Below are 22,586 nucleotides of genomic sequence, written 5' to 3' on the forward strand. Positions count from 1 at the left end.
GCCAGTCTATTTTGTTTTGATTGAACGTTCAATCAACAAAGAATAAGCTCTGCGACAAATCGTCGCGATTTATGTCGTTTCCCTACGCATGAGTGGCGCAAAACGACACGGTAAATTCCCATGGAACCCAGGCAGAAGCAGGCTTTCGCAGGCGCTGACGGGAGATCCAAACAGGCACAACGCATCAGACCAGGCGGGGCAGCCCTTGATTTCAAGGGGACGCACACAGGTGTTGAACGCGGTCTGGGAGGGTCCGGTTTTTTAGCGGTGTCTTTATATCACTCGACCGTTGGTCGCTAACTAAGCGTTTGGTCGAGTGTTGCTTTGCATCAAGTTCTTCTCTCGCGCTGCCTGGAGCATCCGTGCCATGAGTTCTGCTTCTCTTATAAAGACCCCACCGCAAAAGGTGACGGTCAACGGTTGGGTGTTTTATACCTCCACTGCCTTGATACTTTTGCTGACTGCCATTTTGATCGCTGCCCCCGAAGAAGCCGGCCGAATCCTGGGCATCGCCCAAGAGTGGCTGTCGCGCAGTTTCGGCTGGTACTACATGGTGGTGATCGCCGCTTACCTGATCTTTGTGGTCGGGCTGGCGTTTTCGTCCTATGGCAAGTTGAAACTGGGGACCAAGCAAGACACCCCGGACTTCAGCTATGGCGCCTGGGCCGGGATGCTGTTCTCGTCCGGTATCGGTATTTCGCTGCTGTATTTCGGCGCTTCCGAGCCGCTGGACCACTACTTCAACCCGCCTGAAGGCGTGTCGGGCAGCCATGAAGCGGCGCGCCAGGCGTTGCAGCTGACCTTCCTGCACTGGGGCCTGCACGGTTGGGCGATTTACGCACTGGTCGGTCTGGCCGTGGCTTACTTTGCCTACCGTCACAACCAGCCGCTGGCATTGCGTTCGGCGCTGTACCCGCTGATGGGCGAGCGCTGGGTCAAAGGTGCTGCGGGGCATGCGGTCGACGGCTTCGGCATGTTCGTGACCCTGCTTGGCCTGGTGACCAACCTGGGGATCGGCTCGATGCAAGTGTCGTCCGGGCTTGAGAACCTGTTCGGCATGGAGCACAGCAATACCAACCTGCTGATCGTGATCATCGTGATGAGCACCGTGGCCACCATTGCTGCTGTGTCGGGGGTTGAAAACGGCATCCGCCGCCTGTCCAACCTGAACATTGTTCTGTTCAGCGGCCTGCTGATTTTCGTGCTGCTGTTTGGCCCGACCCTGCACCTGCTTAATGGCTTGGTGCAAAACACCGGCGATTACCTCAACGGTATCGTCATGAAAACCTTCGATCTGTATGTGTATGCCGGCGACAGCAAAAAGACCGAAGGCTGGCTGGGCCTGTGGACCCTGTTCTACTGGGCGTGGTGGATTTCCTGGGCCCCGTTTGTCGGCATGTTCATCGCGCGTATTTCCCGTGGTCGTACCGTGCGTGAACTGGTCGCGGGCGTGTTGCTGATTCCGCTGGGCTTCACCCTGGCGTGGTTGTCGATCTTCGGTAACTCGGCACTGGACCTGGTGGTTAACCAGGGTGCGGTGGAGCTGGGCAGAACCGCGCTTGAGCAGCCGTCGATGGCGATTTACCAACTGCTTGAGCACTACCCGGCGTCGAAAATCGTGATCGGCGTATCGATCTTTGTCGGCTTTGTGCTGTTCCTGACCCCGGCGGATTCCGGCGCGGTGATGATGGCCAACTTGTCGTGCAAAGGCGGCGATGTGGACGAAGACGCGCCGCACTGGCTGCGGATTTTCTGGTCGGCGGTGATCACTCTGGTGACCATCGGCCTGCTGTTCGCGGGTAACTTCGCGGCCATGCAAACCATGGTGGTACTGGCCGGTCTGCCGTTCTCGGTGGTGTTGATCCTGTTCATGTTTGGCCTGCACAAAGCCATGCGTCAGGACACGCAGATGGAACAGGAGCAAGCGGAACTGGCCGCCCGTGGCCGTCGTGGCTTCAGCGAGCGCTTGAGCGCACAGGACCTGCAGCCGACCCAGGCCGTGGTACAGCGCTTTATGGACAAGCACGTGACCCCGGCACTGGAAGATGCGGCGGTGCAACTGCGCAGCCAGGGCCTGGACGTGCAGACCCTGCTGGGCAGCGCCAAGCGTTGCATGGGCGTGCGGGTGGAGATGGAGGAAGGCAACCCGTTTGTCTACGAAGTCAGCCTGGACGGCTATCTGGCCGCGCCGAGCGAGTCCGAACAGGACGAAGTGCGCAGCCGTTACTACCGGGCCGAGGTGTACTTGCACAACGGTAACCAGGAGTACGACCTGATGGGCTTCACCCAGGAGCAAATCAGTCGCGACGTGCTCGATCAGTTTGAAAGCCATCGCCAGCTCCTTGGCAGGGTGTACAGCTAAGAACTGAGACCTCGTGTGGGAGCGGGCTTGCTCGCGATGCAAGCGGCGCGGTGTATCCGATGCACCGCGGTGATGCCATCGCGAGCAAGCCCGCTCCCACAGGGTAGTGAGTTACCCTAGATTTTTGCCTAGTAACGCGTGATACAGCTCGGTATCGCCCAGTATCCCCACCACTTTGTGATTGTCGTGCAGCACCAGTTTGTTGCCGGTCTGGTAGCGGATTTGCAGCGCGTCGCGCATGCCGATCCCGCTGTCCACCAGTGTCGGCCCGCGCCCCAATCCCTCTACCGCCTGCCCGCGGGTCCAGTGCTGCAGGTCCATGACACTGGCGCCCTGGCGCACACCCTTGATGGTGTTGCCTTCTGCCAGGTCAATCCACGAGTCATCCCCCGGATCAATGCATACCGAACCGTTAATGCGTTTGCAGTTGTCCAGTGTGCGCATCAGGCTGCGCCCGCACAGAACGTTCAACGGGTTGGTGTGGGCCACGAAGGTGCGCACATAGTCGTCGGCCGGGTTGAGCACGATCTCTTCCGGTTTGCTGTACTGGATGATCTTGCCGTCTTTCATGATTGCGATGCGGCTGCCCAGCTTCAGCGCTTCGTCCAGGTCGTGGCTCACAAACACGATGGTCTTGCTCAGCTTGCGTTGCAGCTCCAGCAACTCATCCTGCAAGCCCTGGCGGATTAACGGGTCGAGGGCCGAAAACGGTTCATCCATCAGCAGAATGTCGGCATCCATCGCCAGTGCCCGCGCCAGGCCAACCCGTTGCTGCATGCCGCCACTCAACTCATCGGGCTTTTTATTGCGCCATTGTGTCAGGCCTACCAGCTCCAGCTTTTCGTCCACCAGCTTGCGCCGTTCCTTTTCAGGGCGACCCTGCATCTCCAGGCCGAAACTGATGTTCTCGCGCACCGTCAGCCAGGGCATCAGGGCGAACTTTTGAAACACCATGGCGATGCGTTTGGTGCGCATCATCTTCAGCTCTGCGGGGGTACACGAAGCGATGTCGATCTGCTTGCCTTCGTGTTCCACAAACAACTGGCCACGGCTGACCGTGTTGAGCCCGTTGATGCAGCGCAGCAGGCTGGACTTGCCCGAACCGGATAAGCCCATCAGCACGCAGATTTCACCTTTGTCGATGTCCAGGCTGGCTTTTTCGACGCCTACGATCTGCCCGGTTTTTTTCAGGATCTGATCCCGCGACAGCCCCTGGTCCAGCAGGCTCAGGGCCTCACGGGGGTCTTTGGCGAAGATCACGTCAACCTTGTCGAAGCGAATAATACTCATGCGTCAGCTCCCGCTTTGGCTTCCGGCTGTTTGCAGATGCGGTCGAGCATGATGGCCAGCAACACAATCGCCAGCCCGGCTTCAAAGCCCAGGGCGATATCGGCGGTATTGAGTGCGTTGACCACCGGTTTGCCCAGGCCATCAGCCCCTACCAGGGCCGCGATTACCACCATCGACAGTGACAGCATGATGCATTGGGTTATCCCGGCCGCGATGCTCGGCATGGCGTGGGGCAGTTCGATGCGGGTGAGCAACTGGCGGCGCGAACAGCCAAATGCCTTGCCGGCATCGAGCAGTTCATGGGGCACGTCGCGAATGCCCAGGTACGTCAGGCGGATCGGTGCCGCAATCGCAAACACCACGGTGGAGATCAGCCCCGGCACCACACCCAGGCCAAACAGGGTCAGGGTCGGGATCAGGTAAACGAAGGTGGGTACGGTCTGCATCAAGTCCAGTACCGGGCGCATGAAGGTATAAAACATCGGCTTGTGCGCTGCGAGAATCCCCAGCGGTACCCCGATGATCACGCACACAAAGGTGGCGAACAGCACTTGGGCCAGGGTTTCCATGGTCTCCTGCCAATAACCCAGATTGAGGATCAGCAGAAACGACAGCGCGACGAAAACGGTGAGCCCCCACTTGCGCTGAATAAAGTGTGCCAGCAGGGCAATCAGCCCGATAAACACGAAAGGGTTGAACCAGGTCAGCGCAAAGGTCACGGCGTGGATCATTGCTTCCAGCGTGCTCGCGATGGCATCGAAGGTGCTGGCACCGTGTTTGGTCAACCAGTCGACGAAGCTTGCGATGTATTCGCCCAGAGGGATTTTTTGATCGATGAGCATGGTAGTGAACGTCCGCATGCAAGGGGATTGAAACGGAGCCAGACGGGCAAGCCGTCTGGCGCCCGCGATTACTTCGCGAGGCTGGCTTTCACGGCCTCAAGGCCCGGTTTGCCATCGATCGTGGTCACGCCTGCCAACCAGGTCTGGAGCACCTGAGGGTTCTGTTTGAGCCAGGCTTTGGCGGCCACATCCGGTTTGATCTTGTCGTCCAGCACCTTGCCCATCAGGGTGCTTTCCATGTCGAGGGTGAATACGAGGTTTTTCAGCAGTTGGCCGACGTTGCTGCATTCCTCGCTGTAGCCCTTGCGGGTGTTGGTGTAGATCGTCGCCTGGCCGTAATTGGGGCCGAAGAAATCATCGCCGCCGGTGAGGTACTTCATCTTGAAACGGGTGTTCATCGGGTGCGGTTCCCAGCCCAGGAACACCACATCGGTGCCACGGCGCTGGGCGCGATCAACCTGCGACAACATCCCGGCTTCGCTGGACTCCACTACCTTGAAACCCGCGTCTTTCAAGCCGAACGCGTTCTTGTCGATCATGGTCTGGATCATGCGGTTGCCATCGTTGCCCGGCTCGATGCCGTAGATCTTGCCGTCCAGTTCCTTCTTGAATTTGGGCAGGTCGGAGAAATCCTTGAGGCCCTTGTTATAGAGCGCTTCGGGTACGGCGAGGGTGTACTTGGCGTTCTCCAGGTTGGCGCGTACGGTTTCGACAGTGCCCGCGTCACGGTAGGCCTTGATGTCGTTTTCCATGGTCGGCATCCAGTTGCCCAGGAACACGTCCATGTTCTTGCCGTCAGCCAGCGACTTGTAGGTGACCGGCACGGAAATCATGGTGGTTTTGGTTTTGTAGCCGAGTGCCTTGAGCACCTCGCTGGTGACCGCAGTGGTGACGGTGATGTCGGTCCAGCCGACATCCGAGAAGTTAACCGTATTGCATTGCTCCGGTTCTGCAGCCTGGGTGATGACGGGCAGACTCAGCAATGCAGCCAACAACAATGGGGAACCTTTCATGTGGGGACTCCTGGTGTCTAGGTGGCGGTTTCCGATCGAAAAGCCGCACGTAATCAGTTGCGGTTGGGCGATGCCCGGCAGGCGTGTTGCCGGCGCATCCAGCAATCGAGTCGAGACTGATCATGTAACAGTGAAAATCAAACGCCTACAGGGGGAGTCGCATCCAGTACAGGGAGGGTCGTATCTGATACCTGCGAGGTCGTATCTAGACGAATGATGCTTAAAAACCACCTTTTTCATGCATCTTCGCCGAGGGCGCTGGCAGGCAAAGGCGGGTCGTAGCTGGACGTTTTTGTCGGTCGCAAACCCCCCATGATGGATGCATTCCTTGCGAGGCTCGTGCTCATGGCTATCAGCGTATTTGACCTGTTCAAGATCGGCATCGGCCCCTCCAGCTCACACACCGTGGGCCCGATGCGCGCCGCAGCGCTGTTTGTGCAGGGGTTGCGCGAGCGGAGCCAGTTGCAGCAGGTGCGCCGCATCGAAGTGCAACTCTATGGCTCCCTGTCCGCCACCGGCATTGGCCACGGCAGCGACAACGCTGTGATCATGGGCCTGATGGGTGAATGGCCGGACGCGATTGACCCGTCCTGCATTGGTTCGCGTATCGCTGAGCTGCGCGAAACCGGAACCCTGTTACTCGACGGCTATTTGCCGATCCCGTTTGTGTGGGCGCAGGACATGCGCCTGATCGACGAAAACCTGCCGTTTCATCCCAATGCCATGACGCTGGTGGCGTACACCGGGCAGGGCGAATTGCACTGCGATACCTACTACTCGGTAGGCGGTGGTTTTGTAGTGGATGCCGCGCAAGCGGCCAGCGGGGTGCTGGACATGGATCGCACTGCGTTGCCGTATGACTTTGGCAGCGCCGCGCAACTGCTCGACCTGTGCCGTGAGCATCACCTGAGCGTGGCTGCATTAATGATGGCCAACGAACGAACGTGGCGCAGCGAAGACGAAATCCGTTGCGGCCTGATCAAACTCTGGCGCGCCATGCAGGACTGCGTTGAGCAAGGCTTGAAGCACGAAGGCATCCTGCCTGGCGGTTTGAATGTGCGCCGCCGCGCTGCCCGTTTGCACCGCAGCCTGCAGGAAATCGGCAAGCCCAATGTGATCGGTTCCACCCTTAGCGCCATGGAGTGGGTCAACCTGTTCGCACTGGCGGTCAACGAAGAAAACGCCGCAGGCGGGCGCATGGTCACGGCGCCCACCAACGGCGCGGCCGGCATCATCCCGGCGGTGCTGCATTACTTCATGAAATTCAGCGATGAAGTCAGCGAAGCCCATGTGGTGGACTACTTGCTGAGCGCGGCGGCCATCGGCATTTTGTGTAAAAAGAACGCCTCGATTTCCGGCGCGGAAGTGGGCTGTCAGGGCGAAGTCGGCTCGGCTTGTGCCATGGCCGCGGCCGGGCTGGCGCAAATCCTCGGTGCTACGCCCGAGCAGCTGTGCAACGCCGCTGAAATCGGTTTGGAGCACAACCTGGGCTTGACCTGCGACCCGGTGGGCGGGCTGGTGCAAGTACCGTGCATCGAGCGCAACGCCATCGCGGCGGTTAAAGCGATCAACGCCGCGCAAATGGCCTTGCGCGGCGACGGCCAGCACTTTATCTCCCTGGACCGGGTGATCCGCACCATGCGCGACACCGGCGCCGACATGCATGACAAATACAAGGAAACCTCACGGGGCGGTTTGGCGGTCAGTGCGGTGGAATGCTGAAGCCTGACGACACACAACCCTTGTGGCAGAGGGCTTGCTCGCGATGACGTCCAGGCCAGCCGTGTCGCCTGCATCGCGAGCAAGCCCGCTCCCACAGAAGAGACACACCTGCCAGCGCTGTTTAAGAGCACGCCGACCCTTTTTGGCGCATTCGTACTTTTCGTGACATTCTATTTCGGACCTTTCCTGCTCCCTTCCCACAAGTGATACCAATGTGCTCAACAGCGCAGGGGCTGCCTGTGTATGCCCCGTTTAATCGCTGTTTTGTCATGACCCATCCAGACACTTTGCGACGTCGTTTTCAGGCTTTGTTGAATGGCCATTCAAGTTTAGGCATGGCATTTGCGTTGTCATGACAAAGCCCCATGAAATGGAGGCCATAACAAGAGCCTGTGCCTGAGGCCATCACCCGCTTTGTGTGAGGAGATACCGCGATGACGTCGTTCAACTCCGGGGCCCAACCCCAGAACCGTACGCCTCAATCCATCGGCTTTCTGCTGCTGGACAATTTCACGCTCATTTCTTTGGCCTCTGCGATAGAGCCTTTGCGCATGGCCAACCAGTTGTCGGGCCGTGAATTGTATCGCTGGAGCACCCTCAGTGCGGATGGTAGCCAGGTATGGGCCAGTGACGGCCTGCAAGTGACCCCCGACGCCAGCATGCACAAGGCCCCGGCGCTGGATATGGTCATCGTGTGTGGCGGTATTGGCATTCAACGCACTGTCAGCCGTGAGCACGTGTCATGGCTGCAAAGCCAGGCGCGCCAATCCCGCCGCCTGGGCGCCGTGTGCACCGGCAGCTGGGCCCTGGCCTACGCCGGTTTGCTCGACGGTTTCGATTGCAGCGTGCATTGGGAATGCCTGGCCTCGATGCAGGAAGCCTTCCCGCGTGTGGCCATGAGCACCCGCCTGTTTACCCTCGACCGCAGCCGCTTCACCAGCTCGGGCGGCACCGCGCCACTGGACATGATGCTGCACCTGATCAGCCGCGATCATGGTCGCGAGCTGTCGGCGGCCATCTCTGAAATGTTTGTGTATGAACGCATTCGCAACGAGCAGGACCACCAGCGTGTACCGCTTAAACATATGCTTGGCACCAACCAGCCCAAGCTGCAGGAAATCGTTGCGCTGATGGAAGCCAACCTCGAAGAGCCCATCGACCTCGACGAACTGGCGGTTTACGTCACCGTGTCGCGGCGTCAGCTGGAGCGGCTGTTCCAGAAGTACCTGCACTGCTCGCCGTCGCGTTACTACCTCAAGTTGCGGCTGGTGCGGGCGCGGCAGTTGCTCAAGCAAACACCGATGTCGATTATCGAAGTGGCGGCGGTCTGCGGGTTTGTGTCGACGCCGCACTTTTCCAAGTGCTACCGCGAATACTTCGGCATACCGCCACGGGACGAGCGCGTGGGTTCCAATACTGCACAGCAAACCACCCTGGTGCAGATCCCGCAGTCCCTGCTGATGACCCCGCTGGCCGGACCGATGTCAGCCTTGAACCAGGCGCGCAACGAGTCGACGTTTGCCAGTGTGAGGCTTTAAAACAAGCAGTAGCGGGAGCGGGCTTGCTCGCGATGCAGGCACCGCGGTCCAACGGACAGACCGCATTTTCTGCATCGCGAGCAAGCCCGCTCCTGCTCGGCTCAGTGCAACTGCGTTTGCTTGAACTTCATCAGCCCCGGCAGCAACTGCTGGTCAATTGCCTGGCGCACCGCTGGCAGAATCGTCGCGCTGCCGGAGTAGAGTTTTTCGACCAGCCCCTTGAGTGCGCGAGCATTGGTTTCATTCAGCCCGCACACCACGGCCGTGCAGGCTTGCTCTGCATTGCCCGACACCTCGAACCCCAGTGCGCGCAGCTGGCTCACCAGATCCTGCTCATCAATCAAATCCGCGTGCATCATGATTTTTTGTCCTTTGTATGAGGCGCGATCGAAGCTTGATTCTGGTAGGGCTTTGGTCAGTGGGCAAGGCCGGGTTGGCGATATGTCTGATATGCCTAAGAACAGGTCGTTTTAAGGCAAGGCGATCGTGCGGCCCACATATGCAGGTGTAGGCAGATCGCGTTGCTCGCGCTCAATCGCTTGCAACAGCACCCGCGTATGTTCGTTGAACGGTGCAGAGCGCGGGCCTGCCAGGTCGACATGCAACAGCATTTGCTCATTGCCGGCCAGGGTTTGCTCATCACCGGCCAGGTGCAGGCTGTGATAAACGTGCAGGCGTTTTTTATCGTGGCCAATGAGCTGGGTACGCACCTCCACCCGGGCGCCGAGTTTCACTTCGTGCAGGTAATTGAGATGGGCTTCCAGGGTGAACAACGAGTGACCGCCGGCTTCGCGGCTCTGGCTGTCCAGCCCCAGGCGGTCCATCAGGGCGTCGGTGGCGTAGCTGAAAATCAGCAGGTAAAAGGCGTCGCGCAAGTGGCCGTTGTAATCGACCCATTCTTCAAGAATGGGGGTGCTGTAGGTGGTGAGGGTGGGCATGGGAGCCTCGGTCAGTCGTTGATGGCCATGCCATGTTTGAGTTTGGTTGCGTTCACCGCTTCCATCACCGCCAGCAGGCAGTCATCACGGTAGCTTTCCAGCGCGGCAATGCTGTGGTGGCCCAGTTGTTCTGCGGTGCCTTCAACCACATCGTCGATCAGTTTTTCGCTGAGTTCGGGCGCGGGCAAGTAGGTCCATGGCAGTTTCAGGGCCGGGCCGAACTGGTTCATGAAGTGCCGCATCCCGGCATCGCCACCGGCCAGGGTGTAGGTCAAAAAGGTGCCCATGAACGACCAGCGCAAACCCGCGCCAAAGCGTATGGCGTCGTCAATTTCACCGGTGGTGGCCACCCCGTCATTGACCAGGTGCAACGCTTCGCGCCACAAGGCTTCGAGCAGGCGGTCGGCAATAAAACCGGGTACTTCCTTGCGCACATGCAGGGGGCGCATGCCCAGGGATTGATAGACCCTGATTGCCGCTTGAATGGCTTCGGGTGCGGTTTTTTGCCCGCCCACCACTTCGACCAGTGGCAGCAGGTAAACCGGGTTGAACGGGTGCCCGACGATGCAGCGCTCCGGGTGCGTGGAGGCTTCATAGAATTCGCTGGGCAGCAGGCCCGAGGTACTGGAACCGATCAATGCATCGGGTTTGGCGGCGGCGCTGATTTTGCTGTGCAGTTCGAGTTTCAGGTCTAGTCGCTCGGGGGCGCTTTCCTGAATGAAATCGGCGTCGCGCACGCATTCCTCAATGGTGCTGACAAACCGCAACCGGTCCAGGGATGCACCTTCGCAGAGGCCGCTTTTCACCAGGGCCGGCCAGGCCTTGGCGACGCGTTTGCGCAGGGCAGCTTCGGCGCCGGGGGCCGGGTCCCAGGCCACCACGTCCAGCCCGTGGGCGAGGGCGCGGGCAACCCAGCCGCTGCCAATGACACCGCTGCCCAGGGCAGCGAAGGTTTTAATTTCGGTGATGAAGGTCATGGTCTGTTCCTGGATAAAAACAATGTGATGCCGTGGGAGCGAGCCTGATCGCGAAGGCCCCAAGGGCGCCTCGATAACTCAGTTAACAGGCGTTATCGTTGACGACCTTCGCGAGCAGGCTCGCTCCCACAGGGATTTTCAGCGGCGCTCTTTAAGGCCCATCTTCACCCGCCCTTCTGCCGGGCTCAGTACCCGGGCGCCCAGGCGACTGAGGATCTCGGTGGCGCGTTCCACCAGTTGGCCGTTGGTGGCCAGCACCCCGCGGTCCAGCCACAAGTTGTCTTCGAGCCCGACCCGCACGTTGCCGCCCAGCAGTACCGCCTGTGCGGCCATCGGCATTTGCATGCGGCCAATCCCGAAACCGGCCCACACCGCATTGGCGGGCAGGTTGTCGACCATGGCTTTCATGCTGGTGGTGTCCGCCGGAGCGCCCCACGGGATGCCCAGACACAGCTGAAACAGCGGGTCGTCGAGCAAGCCTTCCTTGATCATCTGCTTGGCGAACCACAGATGGCCGGTATCGAAAATTTCCAGTTCGGCTTTCACACCCAGTTCCTGGATACGCTTGGCGCCCGCCCGCAGCTGTGCCGGGGTGGACACGTAAATCGTGTCGCCGTCGCCAAAGTTCAGGGTGCCGCAGTCCAGGGTGCAGATTTCCGGCAACAACGCCTCGACGTGAGCCAGGCGGGTCAGCGGGCCCACCAGATCGGTGTTGGGGCCAAACTCCATCGGGTTCTCGCCGGGCCCGATGTGCAAGTCGCCGCCCATCCCGGCCGTGAGGTTGACGATGATGTCGATGTCCGCCTCGCGGATGCGCTCCATCAGTTCGCGGTACAGCGCCACATCGCGGCTGAACTGCCCGGTTTTTGGATCGCGCACATGGCAATGCACCACGGTGGCCCCGGCCTTGGCCGCTTCCACGGCAGCGTCGGCAATTTGTTTGGGGGTGACCGGCACTAAAGGGCTGCGGCCGCTGGTGTCGCCGGCACCGGTGAGTGCGCAGGTGATGATGACGTCGTGGTTCATGGGGCATTTCCTTGGGGCGTAGAGCGCCACACCGCAGCCATTGCAGGCTGCGAGGGCGGGCTCGGTGTTGAATTATTTAGCGCTGAGTTTCAGGTGCTCGGCAGCGGGTTTGCCATCCACTGTGGTGACGCCTTCAAGCCAGCGCTGCAGGTCTTGCGGATGGTCCTTGAGCCACTGGCGGGCGGAGACTTGAGCGTCCTTGTGATCCAGCAGCGGTTGCATCATGCGGCTCTCGTCTTCGGCACTGAAGGTCAGGTTGCTGAGCAAGCGGCTGACGTTGGGGCAGCGGCTGGCGTAGTCAGGGGTGGTGACGGTCCATACCGTGGCCAGGCCCTCATCCGGGCCCAGGGCATTTTCGCTGCCGGTCAGGTAGGTCATGTCCTGATTGATATTCATCGGGTGCGGGGTCCAGCCGAAGAACACAATCGGCTCGTTGCGTTTAACCGCGCGGGTCACCGCCGAGAGCATCCCGGCTTCACTGGACTCCACCAACTGGAACTTGCCCAGACCAAACTGGTTTTTCTCGATCATGGCCTTGATCTGGGTATTGGCGCCGGAGCCCGGCTCAATCCCGTAAATCTTGCCGCCCAGTTCTTTCTCGAATTTGGCGATGTCAGCAAAACTCTTGAGTCCCTTGTCAGCCATATAGGTCGGTACGGCGAGCATGGCTTTGGCGTCTTTAAGGCTCGGTTCGGCCAGTACCGTGACCTGTTTGGCGTCCACAAACGGGGTAATGCTCTGGTTCATGATCGGGTTCCAGTAGCCCAGAAACATGTCCAGCCGCTTGTCACGCAGGCCGGCGAAGATGATTTGCTGAGAGGCACTGGTTTGTTTGGTTTTATAGCCCAGACCGTCGAGCAGGGTTTGCGCCATGGCGCTGGTGGCGATCACGTCGGTCCAGTTGACCACGCCCATGCGTACGTTCTTGCACGATGCATCCTCAGCCGCCAACACGTAGGGGCTCAGTACCAACAGGCAACAGCTGATCAGTCGTTTCATGGGTGGGGCCTCGGCAGGTTGTTATTGGGGGTATCGGCGTCTTTGTGCGCCGTGATGCCAAGGTACGCAGGCTGCCTGTTGCGCAACCGCACTGGGGCGACGTGGATTTGCACTGCAGCGACCTGACTGTGTTTCAATCCGCTGAACCGACGTGCGAGTACCCCTATGGCCCAGGCTTTTTACTTCCTTCTGCTGCCCGGCTTTTCCTCAATGGGCTTTATTTCGGCCATCGAGCCGCTGCGGGTGGCTAACCGTTTTCGCGGCGAGCTGTACCGCTGGCACGTGCTCAGCTGCGAGGGGGGCGCCGTGTTGGCGAGCAACGGCATGTCGGTCAATGCCGAGGGCGGGCTGGGGGCACTTGAAGCCGGGGCGACATTGTTGGTGGTGGCCGGTTTTGATCCGCTGACCCACGTAACCCCGGCGCTGATTCAGTGGCTGCGGCGGCTGGACAGCGAGGGCGTAACCTTGGGCGGCATCGACACGGGCAGCGTGGTACTGGCGCAGGCGGGCCTGCTCGACGGCTATCGCCTGACCCTGCACTGGGAGGCGCTGGAGGCGTTCAAGGAGTCATACCCCAAGCTGCACGTGACACAGGAGCTGTTTGAAATTGACCGCCAGCGCATTACCTGTGCGGGCGGCACTGCCTCCATCGACCTGATGCTGGATCTGATTGCCCAGGCCTATGGGCCGGAGTTGGCGATTCAGGTGTCCGAGCAGTTCGTGCTTGGCCGCATCCGCCCGCGCAAAGACCACCAGCGCATGCAGGTCGCCAGCCGCTATGGCATCCACAACAAAAAACTGGTGCAGGTGATTGGCGAGATGGAACAACACAGCGAGCCGCCGCTGAGCACCTCGCAACTGGCGCTGGGCATCAACGTTACCCGGCGCCAGCTGGAGCGCCTGTTCCGTTTGCACCTGAACGACACTCCGCGCAACTTCTACCTGGGCCTGCGCCTGGAAAAAGCCCGGCAACTGCTGCGCCAGACCGACATGAGCGTGCTGGACATCAGCATTGCGTGCGGCTTTGAATCACCGTCGTACTTCACCCGCAGCTACCGGGCACGGTTTACCTGTGCGCCGAGGCAGGACCGGGTGACCGGGGGGTGATGCAAGGGCGGGGCACAGCAAAACACGGGGTCTTGAAAGAGTGAGTTTTTAGGCAATGCCTGACGCAATGTATGCGCCTTTTCCCAGGTGGTGTCCCTTGCTCGGCGATCTGCAGGCTTTCTATAGTTCGCCCCTTCATTGAAATTCAATGATTGGACGTCGCGGTCCAAACATATAACCTCACAGGTGCCATCTTGAACGATGGCATTTTGCTGCTCTGTATACGTGTTATGGCAGCTGTGTGAGGGACACCTTCGGGTGTGCCGGTTTGTTATGTGTCCGGTCCGCGAACCCTTGCACAGCTGTCACCCATCAGCATCGCGGCTGAGGGGTGCCAGTTACTCATGAAGGTATTACACATGACTGACTCTATCTCCCGGCAATCCGAAACCCCCATCCTCCAGATCAACCCGAACGCCACGCCTGCCCAGCTCTGCGAGTTTGTGAGCCGTCGTGTTCATGCGGCCAAGGATTTAGCCCGTCTGCTTACGTGTGTGTGCATCGACAGCCCTATCGGTAAAGACCTGACGAGCTGCTCAGAAGTGTTTGATCTATTGCTCAGCGACAGCGCTGAGGTTCTGTAAACGCTGGAGTGGCGGCTCAGCCTTTGAGCAACGCTGCACACGCTGCCTTGAACGCTTCATGCTGATACTTGTTCAGCGAGGCGGGCAGGTCGAAGGCGTGCTTTTTGTATTGGGCGTTGAGGGTTTGCGGGGATAGCAGCTGCACTTCGCAATCGTCCAGCAACTGGATAAGGCCTTCGATCTTGAACGTGATCGGGCCACCGGCGAACTCACCCTTTTTACTGCGCTTTTTGATCACGATCCGGGTGATGGCGTTGGCCTTCACAAAAGCGGCCATCTGCGCTGCGAAAGCTTTGACGCTGGCGGCGTCTTCATCGTCGTCCAGGGCGATTTTCTTGGTGGCGTTGGCCACATGCTCAAGGTCCTGGTTGGTGAGGGCGAAAATAGCTTCGCTGCCTTTGATTTCGATACCGCAAATAGTCATAAAAACTCTGGTCGATAAGAAAAAGCTGTTCTTGTGGGAGCGGGCTTGCTCGCGATGCAAACGACTCGGTCTTTAAGTTGAACCGCGGTGATGCTATCGCGAGCAAGCCCGCTCCCACACACTAAAGGGGTCACTGCTGCCCGATCGATTCCAAAAACTCCGAGCGGTCGTCGCTGATGCGGGCCATGCAGTCGTTCTGGGCGATGTTGAAGGCTTCAGTTCCGGCAGTGGCGGGGAACACGGCAATCGCGCAATCGGCATCCCGCTGGTGCAGCCACAGCGCCTGGGCGGTCTTGATTTTGCTGATGATGTTATTGAGCTGGGTCGGGTTATTGCCGTACAGCGACGTCATGCGCTCCTGCAAGGCCTCGTAGTTTTCGGTCAACAACAGCTCGGCAGCATTCTTGCTGTACACCGAACAGGCCAGGGTTTGCTGGTCGTTTTCTACCGCATCACACGGGTTGTAGTCGGCATCATCGGCGGCGTAGGCGCCGCTGCTGATCAACGCCAAGGCCAGGAGAATCGATTTCATTGCGGCTTCCTAATCCATAGTTGAGGCGGATTCTGTCTTAAGCGTCGGCCAAAGAACAGTCACGCAGCATAGGCCATGACACCGCCGTTGACCCCTTTGTCGTGGATTGACGCTTTCGGCAATTGCGCTGTCGCTTTTGCACCCGGCTGGTTTTGACCCCGGGCCTATGCTGGCCCCAAAGCGCCGGCAGACGATTCGGCGCACCAAAACGCCAATAAGGGGACGCCTGATGAGCCCAGCCGAGTTGCACGCCGACAGCATCGTTATCGACGGGCTGATCATTGCCAAATGGAACCGCGAGCTGTTCGAAGACATGCGCAAAGGCGGCCTCACGGCGGCCAACTGCACCGTGTCTGTCTGGGAAGGTTTTCAGGCCACGATCAATAACATCGTGGCCAGCCAGACCCTGATCCGTGAAAACAGCGACCTGGTGATCCCGGTCAAGACCACTGCCGACATTCGGCGCGCCAAGGCGCTGGGCAAAACCGGCATCATCTTCGGCTTCCAGAACGCCCATGCTTTTGAAGACCAGCTCGGCTACATCGAGATCTTTAAGCAACTGGGCGTGGGCGTGGTGCAGATGTGCTACAACACCCAGAATCTGGTGGGTACCGGCTGCTACGAACGCGATGGCGGGCTCTCGGGCTTTGGCCGCGAAGTGGTGGCCGAAATGAACCGCGTCGGGATCATGTGCGACCTGTCCCACGTGGGCTCAAAAACCTCGGAAGAGGTGATTCTGGAATCGAAAAAACCGGTCTGCTACTCCCACTGCCTGCCGTCCGGCCTTAAAGAACACCCGCGCAACAAATCCGACGCTGAACTCAAATTCATAGCCGACCATGGCGGCTTTGTCGGCGTGACCATGTTCGCGCCGTTTCTGGCCAAGGGCATCGATTCGACCATCGACGATTACGCCGAGGCCATCGAGTACACGATGAATATCGTCGGTGAAGACGCCATTGGCATTGGCACCGACTTCACCCAGGGCCACGGTCAGGACTTCTTCGAAATGCTGACCCACGACAAGGGCTATGCCCGGCGTCTGACCAGCTTCGGCAAGATTATCAACCCGCTGGGCATCCGCACCGTGGGCGAGTTCCCCAACCTCACCGAGACCCTGCTCAAGCGCGGCCACCCCGAGCGCGTGGTGCGCAAGATCATGGGCGAGAACTGGGTCAACGTGCTCAAGGACGTCTGGGGCGAATAACGCCACGGCCTCACCCGCCGGGTGAGGGCGAAACGAATATCTACCGAATTTCTGGAGCTTTATTCCATGGCTAAAATCGCCCCGCAATTGCCTATCGAAGTCGACAGCGAAACCGGCGTCTGGACCTCCGACGCCCTGCCGATGCTCTACGTACCCCGGCATTTTTTCGTCAACAACCACATGGGCATCGAAGAAGTCCTGGGCGCTGACGCCTATGCCGAAATCCTCTACAAAGCCGGCTACAAATCCGCCTGGCACTGGTGCGAAAAAGAAGCTGAATGCCACGGCATCGAAGGCGTCGCAGTGTTCGAGCACTACATGAAACGCCTGTCCCAGCGCGGCTGGGGCCTGTTCAAGATCCAGGATATCGACCTGGATAAAGGTACCGCCACCATCAAGCTCGAACACTCCTGTTTCGTCTACGTGTACGGCAAGGTCGGGCGCAAGGTCGACTACATGTTCACCGGCTGGTTTGCCGGCGCCATGGACCAGATTCTGCAAGCGCGCGGCAGCAGTATCCGCACGGTGGCCGAACAGGTGTACAGCGGCTCGGAAGAAGGCCACGACCACGGCTTGTTTATCGTCAAACCGTTGTAAGGCGAGGATCGGGATATGGCGTTCGAAGCAATGTTTGAGCCGATTCAAATCGGCAAACTGACCATCCGCAACCGTGTGCTCAGCACCGCCCACGCCGAGGTCTATGCCACCGATGGCGGCATGACCACCGAGCGTTACGTGCAGTACTACGAAGAAAAGGCCAAGGGCGGTATTGGCCTGGCGATCTGCGGCGGCTCATCGGTGGTGGCCATCGACAGCCCGCAAGAGTGGTGGAGTTCGGTCAACCTGAGCACCGACCGCATTATCCCGCACTTCCAGAACCTGGCCGACGCCATGCACAAGCATGGCGCCAAGATCATGATCCAGATAACCCACATGGGCCGCCGCTCGCGCTGGGACGGCTTTAACTGGCCGACCCTGATGTCACCCTCCGGCGTGCGCGAACCGGTGCACCGTGCCACCTGCAAAACCATCGAGCCCGAAGAGATCTGGCGCGTGATTGGCAACTACGCCAGCGCCGCCGGCCGGGCCAAAAAGGGCGGGCTGGACGGCGTGGAACTGTCGGCGGTGCACCAGCACATGATCGACCAGTTCTGGAGCCCGCGGGTCAACAAACGCACCGATGAATGGGGCGGCAGTTTCGAGAACCGCATGCGCTTTGGCCTCGAAGTGCTCAAGGCCGTGCGCGCTGAAGTCGGCCCGGATTTTTGCGTGGGCATTCGCCTGTGCGGCGACGAATTCCACCCCGATGGCTTGAGCCACGAGGACATGAAACAGATCGCCAAGTACTACGACGACACCGGCATGCTCGACTTTATCGGCGTGGTCGGCTCGGGCTGTGATACCCACAACACCCTGGCCAACGTGATCCCGAACATGAGTTATCCACCGGAGCCGTTTTTGCATTTGGCGGCCGGTATCAAAGAAGTGGTCAAGGCGCCTGTGCTGCACGCGCAAAACATCAAGGACCCGAACCAGGCCACACGCATTCTGGAAGGCGGTTATGTGGACATGGTGGGCATGACCCGCGCCCACATCGCCGACCCGCACCTGATTGCCAAAATCAAAATGGGCCAGATCGACCAGATCAAACAATGCGTGGGCGCCAACTACTGCATCGACCGCCAATACCAGGGGCTGGACGTGCTGTGCATTCAAAACGCGGCCACCAGCCGTGAATACATGGGCGTGCCGCACATCATCGAAAAATCCGCCGGGGTCAAACGCAAGGTGGTGATCGTCGGCGCCGGCCCGGCCGGGATGGAAGCGGCGCGGGTAGCCGCCGAGCGTGGGCATGACGTGACCCTGTTCGAGAAAAAGGAGGCCATCGGCGGGCAAATCACCACCGCATCCAAAGCCCCGCAACGGGACCAGATGGCCGGCATCACCCGCTGGTTCCAACTGGAGCTGGCGCGACTGAAGGTTGACCTGCGCCTGGGTACGGCGGCCGATGCGGCAACGATTCTCGACCTGCGCCCCGACATTGTGGTGCTGGCTGTCGGCGGGCATCCGTTTGTGGAACAGAACGAACACTGGGGCGCGGCCGAAGGCCTGGTGGTCAGCAGTTGGGACGTACTCGACGGCAAGGTCGAGCCGGGCAAAAACGTGCTGGTGTACGACACCATTTGCGAGTTCACCGGCATGTCGGTAGCCGACTATGCCGCCGACAAAGGCAGCCAGGTCGAGATCGTCACCGACGATACCAAGCCCGGCGTGGCGATTGGCGGCACGTCCTTCCCCACCTACTACCGCAGCCTGTACCCCAAGGAAGTGATCATGACCGGGGACATGATGCTGGAGAAGGTCTACCGCGAGGGCGACAAGCTGATTGCCGTGCTGGAGAACGAGTACACCGGGGCCAAGGAAGAGCGCGTGGTGGATCAGGTGATCATTGAAAACGGCGTGCGTCCGGATGAAGAACTGTATTACGGGCTCAAGCCGGATTCGCGCAACAAGGGCCAGATCGACGTCGAAGCCTTGTTCGCAATCAAGCCGCAGCCATGCCTGAGCGAAGCGGGGGACGGGTACTTGCTGTTCCGCATTGGCGACTGCGTGGCACAGCGCAACGTGCATGCGGCGATCTATGACGCTTTGCGGTTGTGCAAAGACTTCTGACCTGACACCGAACCAATGTGGGAGCGGGCTTGCTCGCGATTCAGACGACGCGGTTTGTCTGGTGCATCGTGTTGATGCCATCGCGGGCAAGCCCGCTCCCACGGTAGACCTTTGTGGTCTTTGGGAGCTTCACCATGCTCAATATTGTTCTCCCTGTTTTGTTGTTCTTCGCCCTTGGCCTGGCTGTACTGGGTGCCGTGCGCCGCATGAACATGTGGCGCCGTGGCCGCCCGGCCAAGGTCGATCTGCTGGGTGGCCTGCTGGCCATGCCGCGCCGTTACATGGTCGATCTGCATCACGTGGTGGCCCGCGACAAATACATGGCCAACACCCACGTCGCCACGGCCGGGGGCTTTGTGCTGGCGGCGGGGCTGGCGATCCTGGTCCACGGCCTGGGCCTGCATAACCGTATCCTCGGCTATGCCTTGCTGTTTGCCACGGCGCTGATGTTTGTCGGCGCACTCTTTGTGTTCAAGCGTCGTCTCAACCCGCCGGCGCGATTGTCCAAAGGCCCGTGGATGCGCCTGCCGAAAAGCCTGCTGGTGTTTTCGGCGAGCTTTTTCATCCTCACCTTGCCGGTGGCCGGCCTGTTGCCCGAAGGCTTTGGCGGCTGGATGCTGGCGGCGGTGCTGGCCGTTGGCGTGGCGTGGGGGGTGTGCGAGCTGTTCCTGGGCATGACCTGGGGCGGGCCGATGAAGCACGCCTTTGCCGGTGCTTTGCACCTGGCCTGGCACCGCCGTGCCGAGCGCTTTGCTGGCGGTCGCTCCACGGGCTTGAAACCGCTGGACCTGGATGACCGCAGCGCGCCACTGGGTGTGGAAAAACCCAAGGATTTCACCTGGAACCAACTGCTCGGCTTTGACGCCTGTGTGCAATGCGGCAAGTGCGAAGCCGCCTGCCCGGCCTATGCCGCAGGCCAGCCGTTGAACCCCAAAAAGCTGATTCAGGACATGGTGGTCGGCCTGGCAGGCGGCACCGATGCGCACTTCGCCGGCAGCCCGTACCCCGGCAAGCCGATTGGCGAACATGGCGGCAACCCCCATCAACCGATCATCAACGGTCTGGTGGACGCCGATACGCTATGGTCCTGCACCACCTGCCGTGCCTGCGTCGAAGAGTGCCCGATGATGATCGAGCACGTGGATGCCATCGTTGACATGCGCCGCTTCCTGACCCTGGAAAAAGGCGCGACTCCCAACAACGGTGCCCAGGTGCTGGACAACCTGATCGCCACCGACAACCCCGGCGGTTTTGCACCGGGCGGGCGGATGAACTGGGCGGCGGATCTGAACCTTGGCCTGATGCGCGACAATCCCTCGGCTGACGTGCTGTTCTGGGTCGGCGACGGTGCGTTCGACATGCGCAACCAGCGCACCTTGCGCGCCTTCGTCAAAGTGCTGAAAGCAGCCAAGGTCAACTTTGCCGTGCTCGGCCTGGAAGAGCGCGACAGCGGCGATGTTGCCCGACGCCTGGGCGACGAAGCGACCTTTCAGGCCCTGGCCAAACGCAATATCCAGACCCTGGCGCAGTACCGGTTCAAGCGCATCGTGACCTGCGACCCCCACAGCTTCCATGTGCTGAAAAACGAATACGGCGCCTTTGGCGGCGACTACCTCGTGCAGCATCACAGCACCTATATGGCTGAGTTGATCGCTGCCGGCCTGCTCAATCTGGCTGAGGATGCGGGTGGCAGCGTGACCTATCACGACCCGTGTTACCTGGGCCGCTACAACGGCGAATACGAGGCCCCCCGTGCGGTGCTGCGAGCGCTGGGCATTGAAGTCAAAGAGATGCAGCGCTCGGGCTTTCGTTCCCGTTGCTGCGGCGGTGGCGGCGGGGCGCCGATTACTGACATCCCGGGCAAACAGCGGATTCCCGACATGCGTATGGACGACATCCGCGAAACCGGCGCCGAGCGCGTGGCGGTGGGTTGCCCGCAATGCACCGCGATGCTCGAAGGCGTGGTCGAGCCGCGTCCGCTGATCAAAGACATTGCCGAGCTGGTGGCCGACGCCCTGATTGAAGACGCGTCGCCCGCCAGACCGACCCGGCGTGAAGCCCCCGAGGTGCTCGCATGAGTGACATTATTCGCCGCGACCCACGTGCCGAGTGGATCGCCCGCAACCGGCTGCACCCGCTGCATGCGGCCATGCAGCCGAACCTGCAAAGCTGGATGGGGCCCAACGGCGTGCTGCGCAAAAATGTGCACGGCGTGGGCTTTATCGGCCCCAACGGCATCAAGCGGATCGACCGCAGCGGCGCGCAGCAGGGCGGGGCAACCCGGCGCTCGGCCAGCGTTGCAGTGCAATTGCCGCTGCATCAGGTGCCGGCCCCGGCGTTTTATATCTGCGTAGTGCCGGACATGGTTGGCGGGCGCCTGAGTAGCCACGACCGCGACCTGCTGGGCCTGGCCCATCAATTGGCAGGCACGGACGGCGCGGTGCTGGCGGTGGTGTTTGGCGAATCCAGGGAAACGGCCTTTGCCACGGCGGGTGTTGACCGACTGCTGTTTCTGGACAGTGAGGGTTATGCACCGGAGCAGCGGGTGCTGGGGCTTCGGGCTGTGGATAACCAGTTCTCGCCCCGGCATTGGCTCTTGCCGGACAGTCGAAATGGCGGCGGCGAATTGGGCCGGCGCTTTGCTGCCAGCCTGGGCGAACGCCCGGCCACCCGGGTGTGGCAGGTCAAGGATGGAGCGTGCATCGGCCGCGCCGGTGCTGGCTTGCAGGACGTGGCGCAACCGTTGCCGCGCCTGGTCCTTGCCGCTGCCGAGTGCGCCGAACCGGTCAGCGAAACCCGTCATGAAGCCGTGACGGTGCAGTTATCCACAGCCGTGGTGGACTGCTTGCCACGGATTGAAGACTTGGGGGCGGTGGAGGTCGACCCGGCGGCAATTCCCATGGCCGAAGCCGAATTTATCGTCAGCGGCGGCAACGGGGTTAAAGACTGGGGACTTTTCCACAGGGCAACTGCCGCGCTGGGCGCCACGGAAGGGGCCTCACGGGTGGCGGTGGACGACGGCTTCATGGGCCGCGACCGGCAAGTCGGCGCCAGCGGTACCTGGGTCACGGCGCGGGTCTACGTGGCGGTCGGCATCAGCGGCGCGATCCAGCACCTGCAAGGCATCGGTGCGTGCGACAAGGTGGTGGCGATCAACCTCGACCCGGGCTGCGACATGATCAAGCGTGCGGACTTGTCGGTGATTGGGGACGGTGCAGCAGTGCTTGAGGCATTGATCGTGGCTGTGGATAACTGGCGTAACGCATCTTCTGTGGAAGCGGGCCTGGTCGCGAATCAGGCGACTCGGTCTGCCTGATACACCGCGGCGACCCTATCGCGAGCAAGCCCGCTC

At 60.4% G+C, this 22,586-nt stretch carries 20 protein-coding genes; 10 read left to right on the plus strand and 10 right to left on the minus strand.

Features of this window, described 5'->3' with window-relative positions; all coding sequences use genetic code 11:
• Nucleotides 1-424: 424 nt before the first annotated feature.
• On the plus strand, nt 425-2,362 hold the full coding sequence (locus tag ACZRMS_RS05970) for a BCCT family transporter (RefSeq protein WP_463994629.1): 1,938 nt from the start codon (nt 425-427) through the stop codon (nt 2,360-2,362).
• A gap of 111 nt (nt 2,363-2,473) precedes the next feature.
• On the opposite strand, the gene choV is transcribed toward ACZRMS_RS05970, so the two are convergent.
• The 3 genes from choV to ACZRMS_RS05985 form a co-directional block, all read right to left on the minus strand.
• Complete coding sequence (gene choV, locus ACZRMS_RS05975; protein WP_463994520.1) at nt 2,474-3,652, minus strand: choline ABC transporter ATP-binding protein; 1,179 nt, start codon at nt 3,650-3,652, stop codon at nt 2,474-2,476.
• The gene (choW, locus tag ACZRMS_RS05980; RefSeq protein WP_463994521.1) at nt 3,649-4,494 is read right to left on the minus strand and encodes a choline ABC transporter permease subunit; all 846 of its coding nucleotides are present in this window, start codon (nt 4,492-4,494) and stop codon (nt 3,649-3,651) included. Before choW ends, choV begins: the two co-directional genes overlap by 4 nt.
• Nucleotides 4,495-4,562: 68 nt before the next feature.
• Nucleotides 4,563-5,507, minus strand: a complete 945-nt coding sequence (locus tag ACZRMS_RS05985) for a choline ABC transporter substrate-binding protein (RefSeq protein WP_463994522.1) — start codon at nt 5,505-5,507, stop codon at nt 4,563-4,565.
• 345 nt (nt 5,508-5,852) lie between these two features.
• Between ACZRMS_RS05985 and ACZRMS_RS05990 the strand changes: the two genes are divergently transcribed.
• A complete protein-coding gene (locus ACZRMS_RS05990; protein ID WP_463994523.1) occupies nt 5,853-7,229 on the plus strand; it encodes an L-serine ammonia-lyase in 1,377 nt (458 codons plus the stop codon).
• Between the two features lie 434 nt (nt 7,230-7,663).
• On the plus strand, nt 7,664-8,767 hold the full coding sequence (gene gbdR / locus ACZRMS_RS05995) for a choline metabolism transcriptional regulator GbdR (protein WP_463994524.1): 1,104 nt from the start codon (nt 7,664-7,666) through the stop codon (nt 8,765-8,767).
• Between the two features lie 101 nt (nt 8,768-8,868).
• On the opposite strand, the gene ACZRMS_RS06000 is transcribed toward gbdR, so the two are convergent.
• The 5 genes from ACZRMS_RS06000 to ACZRMS_RS06020 form a co-directional block, all read right to left on the minus strand.
• The gene (locus ACZRMS_RS06000; RefSeq protein ID WP_463994525.1) at nt 8,869-9,126 is read right to left on the minus strand and encodes a hypothetical protein; all 258 of its coding nucleotides are present in this window, start codon (nt 9,124-9,126) and stop codon (nt 8,869-8,871) included.
• Between the two features lie 111 nt (nt 9,127-9,237).
• Nucleotides 9,238-9,705, minus strand: a complete 468-nt coding sequence (locus ACZRMS_RS06005; protein WP_463994526.1) for a thioesterase family protein — start codon at nt 9,703-9,705, stop codon at nt 9,238-9,240.
• Nucleotides 9,706-9,716: 11 nt separating this feature from the next.
• Nucleotides 9,717-10,682: an L-carnitine dehydrogenase gene (locus tag ACZRMS_RS06010; RefSeq protein ID WP_463994527.1), complete on the minus strand. Its 966-nt coding sequence runs from the start codon at nt 10,680-10,682 to the stop codon at nt 9,717-9,719.
• 138 nt (nt 10,683-10,820) lie between these two features.
• Nucleotides 10,821-11,708 carry a 3-dehydrocarnitine:acetyl-CoA trimethylamine transferase CdhC gene (gene cdhC / locus ACZRMS_RS06015; RefSeq protein ID WP_463994528.1) on the minus strand — a complete coding sequence of 296 codons (888 nt, stop codon included), beginning with the start codon at nt 11,706-11,708 and terminating at the stop codon, nt 10,821-10,823.
• A 72-nt stretch (nt 11,709-11,780) separates the two neighbouring features.
• Nucleotides 11,781-12,707 carry a choline ABC transporter substrate-binding protein gene (locus ACZRMS_RS06020; protein WP_463994529.1) on the minus strand — a complete coding sequence of 309 codons (927 nt, stop codon included), beginning with the start codon at nt 12,705-12,707 and terminating at the stop codon, nt 11,781-11,783.
• Nucleotides 12,708-12,872: 165 nt separating this feature from the next.
• On the opposite strand from ACZRMS_RS06020, the gene ACZRMS_RS06025 reads away from it, so the two are divergent.
• Together ACZRMS_RS06025 and ACZRMS_RS06030 are read left to right on the plus strand one after the other, a co-directional pair.
• On the plus strand, nt 12,873-13,814 hold the full coding sequence (locus ACZRMS_RS06025) for a GlxA family transcriptional regulator (RefSeq protein ID WP_463994530.1): 942 nt from the start codon (nt 12,873-12,875) through the stop codon (nt 13,812-13,814).
• Nucleotides 13,815-14,173: 359 nt separating this feature from the next.
• Nucleotides 14,174-14,398 carry a hypothetical protein gene (locus ACZRMS_RS06030; RefSeq protein ID WP_463994531.1) on the plus strand — a complete coding sequence of 75 codons (225 nt, stop codon included), beginning with the start codon at nt 14,174-14,176 and terminating at the stop codon, nt 14,396-14,398.
• 16 nt (nt 14,399-14,414) lie between these two features.
• On the opposite strand, the gene ACZRMS_RS06035 is transcribed toward ACZRMS_RS06030, so the two are convergent.
• A complete protein-coding gene (locus tag ACZRMS_RS06035) occupies nt 14,415-14,822 on the minus strand; it encodes a DUF3010 family protein (protein WP_463994532.1) in 408 nt (135 codons plus the stop codon).
• Between the two features lie 130 nt (nt 14,823-14,952).
• The gene (locus ACZRMS_RS06040; protein ID WP_463994533.1) at nt 14,953-15,354 is read right to left on the minus strand and encodes a lysozyme inhibitor LprI family protein; all 402 of its coding nucleotides are present in this window, start codon (nt 15,352-15,354) and stop codon (nt 14,953-14,955) included.
• Nucleotides 15,355-15,583: 229 nt separating this feature from the next.
• Here ACZRMS_RS06040 and ACZRMS_RS06045 point away from each other — a divergent pair, with 229 nt between their 5' ends.
• From ACZRMS_RS06045 to etfA, 5 genes are all read left to right on the plus strand, one after another.
• Nucleotides 15,584-16,561: a dipeptidase gene (locus ACZRMS_RS06045; RefSeq protein ID WP_048361185.1), complete on the plus strand. Its 978-nt coding sequence runs from the start codon at nt 15,584-15,586 to the stop codon at nt 16,559-16,561.
• A 66-nt stretch (nt 16,562-16,627) separates the two neighbouring features.
• Nucleotides 16,628-17,158, plus strand: coding sequence for a DUF5943 domain-containing protein (locus tag ACZRMS_RS06050; RefSeq protein ID WP_463994534.1), 531 nt, complete (start codon nt 16,628-16,630; stop codon nt 17,156-17,158).
• 15 nt (nt 17,159-17,173) lie between these two features.
• On the plus strand, nt 17,174-19,234 hold the full coding sequence (gene dgcA, locus ACZRMS_RS06055) for a dimethylglycine demethylation protein DgcA (RefSeq protein WP_463994535.1): 2,061 nt from the start codon (nt 17,174-17,176) through the stop codon (nt 19,232-19,234).
• A gap of 134 nt (nt 19,235-19,368) precedes the next feature.
• Nucleotides 19,369-21,312, plus strand: a complete 1,944-nt coding sequence (gene dgcB, locus ACZRMS_RS06060) for a dimethylglycine demethylation protein DgcB (RefSeq protein WP_463994536.1) — start codon at nt 19,369-19,371, stop codon at nt 21,310-21,312.
• Nucleotides 21,309-22,550 carry an electron transfer flavoprotein subunit alpha gene (etfA, locus tag ACZRMS_RS06065; protein ID WP_463994537.1) on the plus strand — a complete coding sequence of 414 codons (1,242 nt, stop codon included), beginning with the start codon at nt 21,309-21,311 and terminating at the stop codon, nt 22,548-22,550. The genes dgcB and etfA overlap by 4 nt, the downstream gene beginning before the upstream one ends.
• Nucleotides 22,551-22,586: the final 36 nt, after the last annotated feature.

The sequence above is a fragment of the Pseudomonas sp. B424 genome, assembly GCF_055408345.1.